Origin of the sequence: Asaia sp. SF2.1, from assembly GCF_000505765.1 — a bacterium.
Lineage (GTDB): Bacteria > Pseudomonadota > Alphaproteobacteria > Acetobacterales > Acetobacteraceae > Asaia > Asaia bogorensis.
This window is the reverse complement of sequence record NZ_AYXS01000004.1, coordinates 31,115-37,950: the sequence shown is the minus strand read 5'-3', so window position 1 is coordinate 37,950 and position 6,836 is coordinate 31,115. Positions and strand designations below refer to the sequence as shown.

At 61.0% G+C, this 6,836-nt stretch carries 5 protein-coding genes; 4 read left to right on the top strand and 1 reads right to left on the bottom strand.

Annotated elements, in window-relative coordinates:
• Both putA and P792_RS23995 read left to right on the top strand, forming a co-directional pair.
• The coding region (gene putA / locus P792_RS35840) for a bifunctional proline dehydrogenase/L-glutamate gamma-semialdehyde dehydrogenase PutA (RefSeq protein WP_035439369.1) at positions 1 to 2,724 on the top strand (2,724 nt) is incomplete at its 5' end.
• Between the two features lie 216 nt (positions 2,725 to 2,940).
• Positions 2,941 to 4,926 (top strand): M61 family metallopeptidase, encoded by a 1,986-nt coding sequence (locus tag P792_RS23995; protein ID WP_023977825.1) that lies wholly within the window; start codon positions 2,941 to 2,943, stop codon positions 4,924 to 4,926.
• Between the two features lie 119 nt (positions 4,927 to 5,045).
• Here the strand turns inward: P792_RS23995 and P792_RS23990 are convergent, their stop codons facing one another.
• Positions 5,046 to 5,390, bottom strand: coding sequence for a hypothetical protein (locus tag P792_RS23990; protein ID WP_062163962.1), 345 nt, complete (start codon positions 5,388 to 5,390; stop codon positions 5,046 to 5,048).
• On the opposite strand from P792_RS23990, the gene P792_RS35835 reads away from it, so the two are divergent.
• Positions 5,385 to 5,921: an HPr kinase/phosphorylase gene (locus tag P792_RS35835; RefSeq protein ID WP_235075401.1), complete on the top strand. Its 537-nt coding sequence runs from the start codon at positions 5,385 to 5,387 to the stop codon at positions 5,919 to 5,921. The genes P792_RS23990 and P792_RS35835 overlap by 6 nt on opposite strands.
• A 45-nt stretch (positions 5,922 to 5,966) precedes the next feature.
• On the top strand, positions 5,967 to 6,836 hold an 870-nt coding region (gene rapZ, locus P792_RS23980; protein ID WP_235075400.1), incomplete at its 3' end, for an RNase adapter RapZ.

Here is a 6,836-nt window from a genome sequence, read left to right as displayed (position 1 = left end):
CTGTTCGATGCGCTCTGTCACGCCCCTGAAATTGCAGGCTGGAACGGTCTTGGCTTCACCGTACAGGCCTATGACAAGCGGTCCCTGCCCCTTATCGAGCATCTGGTGGCGCTCGCCAACGAGACCCGGCGACGCGTGATGCTGCGTCTGGTCAAGGGCAGTTATCGTGATGAGGAAATCCGGCACAGCCAGGCCAGGGCAAACGCCGACTACACTGTCTTCACCCGCAAGTGCCATAGTGACGTCAGCTATATCGCCTGCGCCCGTCGCGCCCTGGAAGAAGAGGCTGCACTCTACCCGCAATTCGCAACCCATAATGCCCGCAGTATAGCGACCATTCTCGCCCTCGCGCCCGAATGGCGGCCGGGGCTTTATGAATTCGGCTGCCTGCATGGCATGGGTGAAACGCTCTATACTCCTCTGGTCTCGACACGTCCGCGCAGCGCTGCCTGTCGTATCCTGTCACCTGTTGGAGCCGATTCACATCTTGGCCCTTATCTGGTGCATCGCCTTCTCGAAAATGGCGCGCCTACCTCCTTCATCAATCAGGTCGCCAACCGGGCCGTCTCTCTTGATGCACTCATTGCCGATCCCGTGACGCTGGCACGCGCACCACTGCCCCATGGCTCACCGGACCCTTCGCTCAGCCTGCCTGCCGATCTTTACGGGGCAGAACGACAGGGGGCGATCGCGCCGGATCTCGACAACCTGCTCGATCTGGAAAACCTGATCGCAGGATTTACCGCGACAGCCCGTGTTTTCAGGGCCATGCCCATTGGCCCTGCCATGCCAAGGCCCGAAGGGCGCGCACGCTCGATCACCAATCCGGCGGCACATGACGATCATGTTGGTGTCGTCATCTATGCCAGACCGCGCGATATCGATGCTGCCCTCAATACTGCAGAGGGTGAACAGATATGGCGTCGCACCACCGCACAGGAGCGTGCGGACTGTCTCGATCGTGTCGCCGTGGCCATCGAGCAGGATCGCGCGACGCTGCTCGAGCTTCTGATTCGCGAGGCAGGAAAGACACTCGCCAATGCCACGCAGGAACTCTGCGAGGCCGTGAATTTCCTGCGCTACTATGCGGCGCAACTGCGCCAGCTGGATGAGACAGGGCGGCACGGCGCACCGCTTGGCACGATACTGTGCATCAGCCCGTGGAATTTCCCTGTTGCCAGTTTTACCGGTCAGGTTGCCGTCGCCCTGGCTGGGGGCAATGCCGTCATTGCCAAGCCTGCGGAAGAAACACCGCTTGTCGCAGCCCATCTGCTCTCGCTTTTCATAGAGTCGGGCCTGCCGCCAGCGGCCCTCCAGCTCCTGCCAGGCGAAGGCAATGTCGGTGCTTCGCTGGTGGCCGACCCCCGTATCGACGGCGTCATGTTCACAGGCTCGACCGCCGTGGCCAAGACCATCAGTCGCGAGTTGCTGGGACGCACCGGGCGAACCGGCCAGCCTGTGCCCCTCCTGTCCGATACCAGCGGGCAGAATGCGATGCTCGTCGATAGCAGCGTACCGCTCGATCAGGTCATTCCCGACATCCTGACCTCCGCCTTTGACAGTGCCGGTCAGCGCAGCGCTTCCCTGCGCGTCCTTCTGGTGCAGGAAGACGGCGCAGATGAACTCATCGAACGTCTGCGTGGTGCCATTATCGAACGTCACCTCGGCGCACCGGACAGGCTGTGCTGCGATATCGGCCCGCTGATTTCGGCCGGGGCGCGTGTTCGGGTGGAAGCCCATGTCGATCGGATGCGCCGCGCCGGTTATCCCGTCTGGCAGCCCGACATGCGCGTCGAGACATTGAAGGGCCATTTCGTCCCTCCCACACTTATCGAGATTGGCCGCGTTGCCGATATCGGGCAGGAAGTGTTCGGCCCGGTTCTGCATATCCGGCGCTATGCGCGTCACGAGCTCGACGGCGTCGTGGATGCCCTCAATGCCACAGGCTATGCCCTGACCTTTGGCGTGCAGAGCCGTATCCAGGAGAGTATCAACCGTGCCTGCGCCCGCAGCCGTGCTGGCAATATCTATGTCAATCGCGGCATCATCGGCGCACGAATCGGGACGGAACCTTTCGGCGGGCGCGGGCTTTCCGGCTCGGGCCCCAAGTTGGGTGGTCCCCTGCTCCTTCCGCGTCTGATGCATGGCGCACCCTGCCCGCTCGAAGCGCCGCCAGAGGCGCCTGTCCCCGCCACGGCGCGCGCCTTTCTCGCCTTTCTCGAACCCCGGGACCCGCCTTCGGCCCGCCGGGTGAGAGCCGTCATCGCCCACAGATTATGCGGCCTTACCCTCGACATGCCTGGCCCGAATGGGGAAACCAGCCACTATATGCTGCGGCCCAAAGGCGTCATTCTCTGTGCCTGCGAAAGCTGGCCTGCCCTGCTGCATGCCGTGGGGCTCGCGCTTGGCGCAGGGAATCAGGTGCTGGTTCTGGCACCCGATAACGCAGTGGAGTGGCTGAGGCAGGTCTCTCGCCAGCTGGCCAATGTCATTACGCGCGTCGATCCCGGTGCGCTGCCGGAATGTGACGCCATGCTCATCCAGCGTGGTGCCGAGAGTGCCGAACAGGCCGCCCTGACCGTTACGGCACGCGAGGGCATGGTGGTCCCGGTCTATGATCTGGATACGGTCCGGCCTGAGTGGCTGCTGAGTGAAACCGTGATCACAACCAACGAAGCCGCCTGCGGTGGTGACATCACCCTGCTGATACAACAGGATCCCTGAACTGTTTTGTCTTGGGTCTTGTGAAATCCTGACGGTCCTGTGGCCTGAATTACGCCCCCCGATATGTTCGTCAGTCGAGGGGCGATGACGCTGCAACGACACAGGATTTCGCGAGGAAGAGTCATATCGAACCCGGAATATGGGTTGTCAGCCGCGTGCGTTTGCACTTTGGTAATGAATACACATGATCGATCTGCATCTCGTGGAGTATCACGCTTGACCATTCGCCTTTTTCGCGCGGGCACATTTCTGGCTGCCCTCGTTCTCGGCACCCATGCCGTGTCTGCTTTCGCGGCTCCGGCCAGTGCCTCCGCACAGGGCCAGCCGCAGCCGGAAGCCACACCGCTGCCTTCGCCCCTGCCGCAACCCAAGGACATTGCCTTTCCCGGCACGCTCAAGCTGAGCGTCAATGCCACGGATCTGGATCATCATGTCATGACCATGCATGAGACCGTGCCCGTGCCGCAAAGCGCCCGCGAAGCCGGTGAACTCGTACTGCTCTATCCGAAATGGGTGCCGGGCGGTCATGCGCCGGAAGGCACGATCATGCAGCTTGGTGGCCTGGTCGCGAGCGCCGGTGGCAAGACCATTCCCTGGCTGCGCGACCCGGTGGATGTGTTTGCCTTCCACGTGCCCGTCACCAAGGACCAGACACAGCTCGATCTCGACTTCAAGCTTCTCTCGCCGGTGACGGATGATGAAGGGCGCGTGGTCATGACGCCCCATATCGTCAATGTTCAGTGGAACGAGGTCTCGCTTTATCCGGCGGGCTACTACTCGCGTAACATTCCTGTTCAGGCCAGCGTGACCCTGCCGCATGGCTGGCAGGCCGCAACGGCGCTGCGCACCAATGGCAACGCAACCGGCGACACCCTCAATTATGGCGTGGTGCCGTACAACACGCTGGTCGATTCACCGATCTTCGCCGGAGCCTATTTCCGCAAGGTCGCGCTCAACGCACCGGGTGGCGTGCCCGTCACACTGAACATGGTGGCCGACAAGCCGGGCGATCTGGCCTATGACGATGCCGAATTGCAGATCCACCGCAATCTGGTCACGCAGGCCATTCTGACTTTCGGCTCGCAGCACTACACCCATTACGACTTCCTGATGGCGCTGACGGACGAACTTGGCGGGATCGGGCTCGAACATCACCAGTCGAGCGAAGACAGCGTGAGCGAGGATTACTTCACGGACTGGAAGCATTCCTTCCCGCAGCGCGACCTGCTGGCCCATGAATATACCCATTCATGGAATGGCAAGTATCGCCGCCCGGCCGATCTGTACGGCCCCACCTTCAACACGCCCCAGCGCGGCTCGCTGCTTTGGGTGTATGAGGGTCAGACCCAGTTCTGGGGTAATGTCCTCGCGGCCCGTTCCGGACTGGTGTCCAAGGATCAGGGTTTTGAGGCGCTCGCCCTGATAGCGGCCAGCTACGACGCCCAGGCTGGGCGGGCATGGCGCCCGGTGGCGGATACCACCAATGACCCGATCATCGCCCAGCGTGCCCCCCAGTCCTGGCGCGACTACCAGCGCTCGGAAGATTACTATGTTGAAGGTCAGCTCGTCTGGCTTGATGCCGACATGATGATCCGCAAGCTTTCGCATGACACGAAATCGCTCGACGATTTCGCCAAGGCGTTCTTTGGCACCAATAACGGCAGCATCATCGTCAGCACCTACACCTTCGATGATATAGTCCTGACCCTGAACAAGGTCGTGCCCTATGACTGGGCGAAGTTCCTGCATGAGCGCATCAGCACCGTGCAAAAGCGCGCGCCTTTGGGTGGGCTCGAAGCCGGTGGCTACAAGCTGGTCTTTACCGACAAGGAAAACGCATTCGAGGCGCAGGCTGGCAAGAACCGCCATCGCCTCAGCCTGCGTTTCTCGCTGGGTGTGATCATCAGCGCCAAGAACGGCAAGCTCGGCACGGTCGCCTGGGACAGCCCCGCCTACAAGGCTGGTCTGGCCATTCATGACGAGATCGTTGCCGTCAATGGCGATACGTTCTCACCCGAAGGCCTGATCGATGCCATCAAGGCTGCGAAAACCGACAAGGCGCCCATCACGCTTCTGGTCAAGTCGGGCGAGCATTACCGCACCGTGGCCATTCCCTACCATGACGGCCTGCGCTACCCGCATCTGGAACGTCTGGACAACACCCCCGACCGCCTGACGACGCTCTATTCGCCGCGTCACTGAGCCGGCATCGCGAACGAGGATATTCAGGGGGCGTTACAGCCCCCTGTTTTTTTTACACCTATTACGCGCTGGCGTCTGACGGGACAGATCGCTCCGCAACGCGCCTCTACGGCGTGACTTCAGGCCGAGGCGATAAAATTGAATTCCAGCCTCTGGCCCGGCACGTCGAAGCTCGGTTTCAGGCGCAGGGTCATGGCGGGTCGGGCAGGACCAAGCGCCTCGGCAATGATCCGCTGGCAGGCCGTAAACACCACGCTATCGGGTATCATATACGCCAGATGCGTGATGTCCTCAGGCACAAGCCCATGTGTCGCCAGAATGTCGCGTATGCGGGCAAGGGCATTCTGACATTCCTCAATCAGGCTCTCGGGCGGTTTGCCGTCCGGGCCCAGCCCTGTCACACCGTAATAGGTCACGCTGTCCTGCAGGACGGGACGAGGAGAGAGGGAAGAATGGTCGTGCATGACGGCACTCATAACCCACAATCACAGGACTGCACATCGCCTTTCATCATTCCCCGAGACGGGCAGATCCACGCATCCTGTGCGAGCCTTGCAGGGATAGGTGTTGTGCTCACCGGACAATCGGGATGCGGCAAATCCAGCCTCCTGCTCCGCCTGATCGACTCAGGCTTCGATCTGGTGGGAGATGATCGTCTGGTCATCCGCGATCTCCACGCCTCTGCGCCCCCTGCCCTTGCCGGGATGATCGAAATTCGCGGGCTGGGTCTGGTTCGTATGCCCTATCGCGCTACGGCAAGGCTTGGCCTGCATGTTCATCTCTCGATCCCGTCCAGGGCAGTACGCCTGCCAGAGAAAACTGTCGAACCCGATACAGGACTATGGCAGATGACTCTGAACGGCTTTCACGCGGATGCAGTGGCGATCATTCGCACGGCGCTGCGCTGCCGCCTGAGTGATTTCACACTTCTTTGCGGCCTCAATGGGGGGAACGCCTCCTGTCTCCCCCTCCCCAGCGACCTCGAAGAAGGTTAAGGTTCTGATGGTCTTTCTTCCGTCCGGTAACTGGAGTGGCGATTTGTGAGTTCAGCGCGGCGCATCCTGCTGGTGACCGGCCTATCAGGCGCGGGGAAATCCTCGATCCTGCGTATCCTTGAGGATATTGGCTACGAGGTCACGGATAACCCGCCCCTGACCTTGCTCGATGCCCTGGCCGCCCGAACGGTGGAGCCTCTGGCCATCGGCATTGATGTGCGCACCAGAGGGTTCGAGGCCAAAGCCGTCATCATGGCACTGGCGCAGCTGCGTACCCAGCGCGACCTGCATGTGGAATTGCTTTACGCAACGGCCGAGACAGATGTGCTGCTCAGGCGTTACACGGCAACGCGCCGTCGTCACCCGCTGGACAACAGTTCGGAAATCGCACCGGGCCTTGTGGCGAGCATCGAGCAGGAGATTGCCCTGCTAGCGCCCCTGCGTGACGAAGCCGATCTCGTGATCGATACATCCGATCTGCCCCCCCATGATTTGCGTCGCCTGATCGAGTCGCGTTTTGGCCATCAGAATGATGGCGACTCGATGACAGTCACCCTGCTTTCCTTCGCTTACCCGGCTGGTCTTCCCCGTGAGGCCGATCTCGTATTCGATGCCCGGTTCCTGCGTAACCCGCATTACGACCCAGAACTGAAAGCCCGCACAGGGCTCGAGGCTGTGGTGCGCGAATACGTGCAGCAGGACCCCGATTACCTGAATTTCTTTTCACGCATCATGGGACTGCTCGAACTTGTTCTGCCTCGTTTCGTCGCTGAAGGAAAAAAGCACGCGACCGTGGCTATTGGCTGCTCGGGCGGTCAGCACCGCTCCGTAACACTTGTCGAAGAGATTGCCGCCGCGTTAAGCCGTGCCGAAGAGATTAAACTCTTGTCAGATGTGCCAATCGTCGTCATGCAT

Excerpts from the sequence above, each read along its gene's own strand:
- P792_RS23990 (WP_062163962.1), bottom strand. The coding sequence starts at position 5,390 with ATGCACGACCATTCTTCCCTCTCTCCTCGTCCCGTCCTGCAGGACAGC.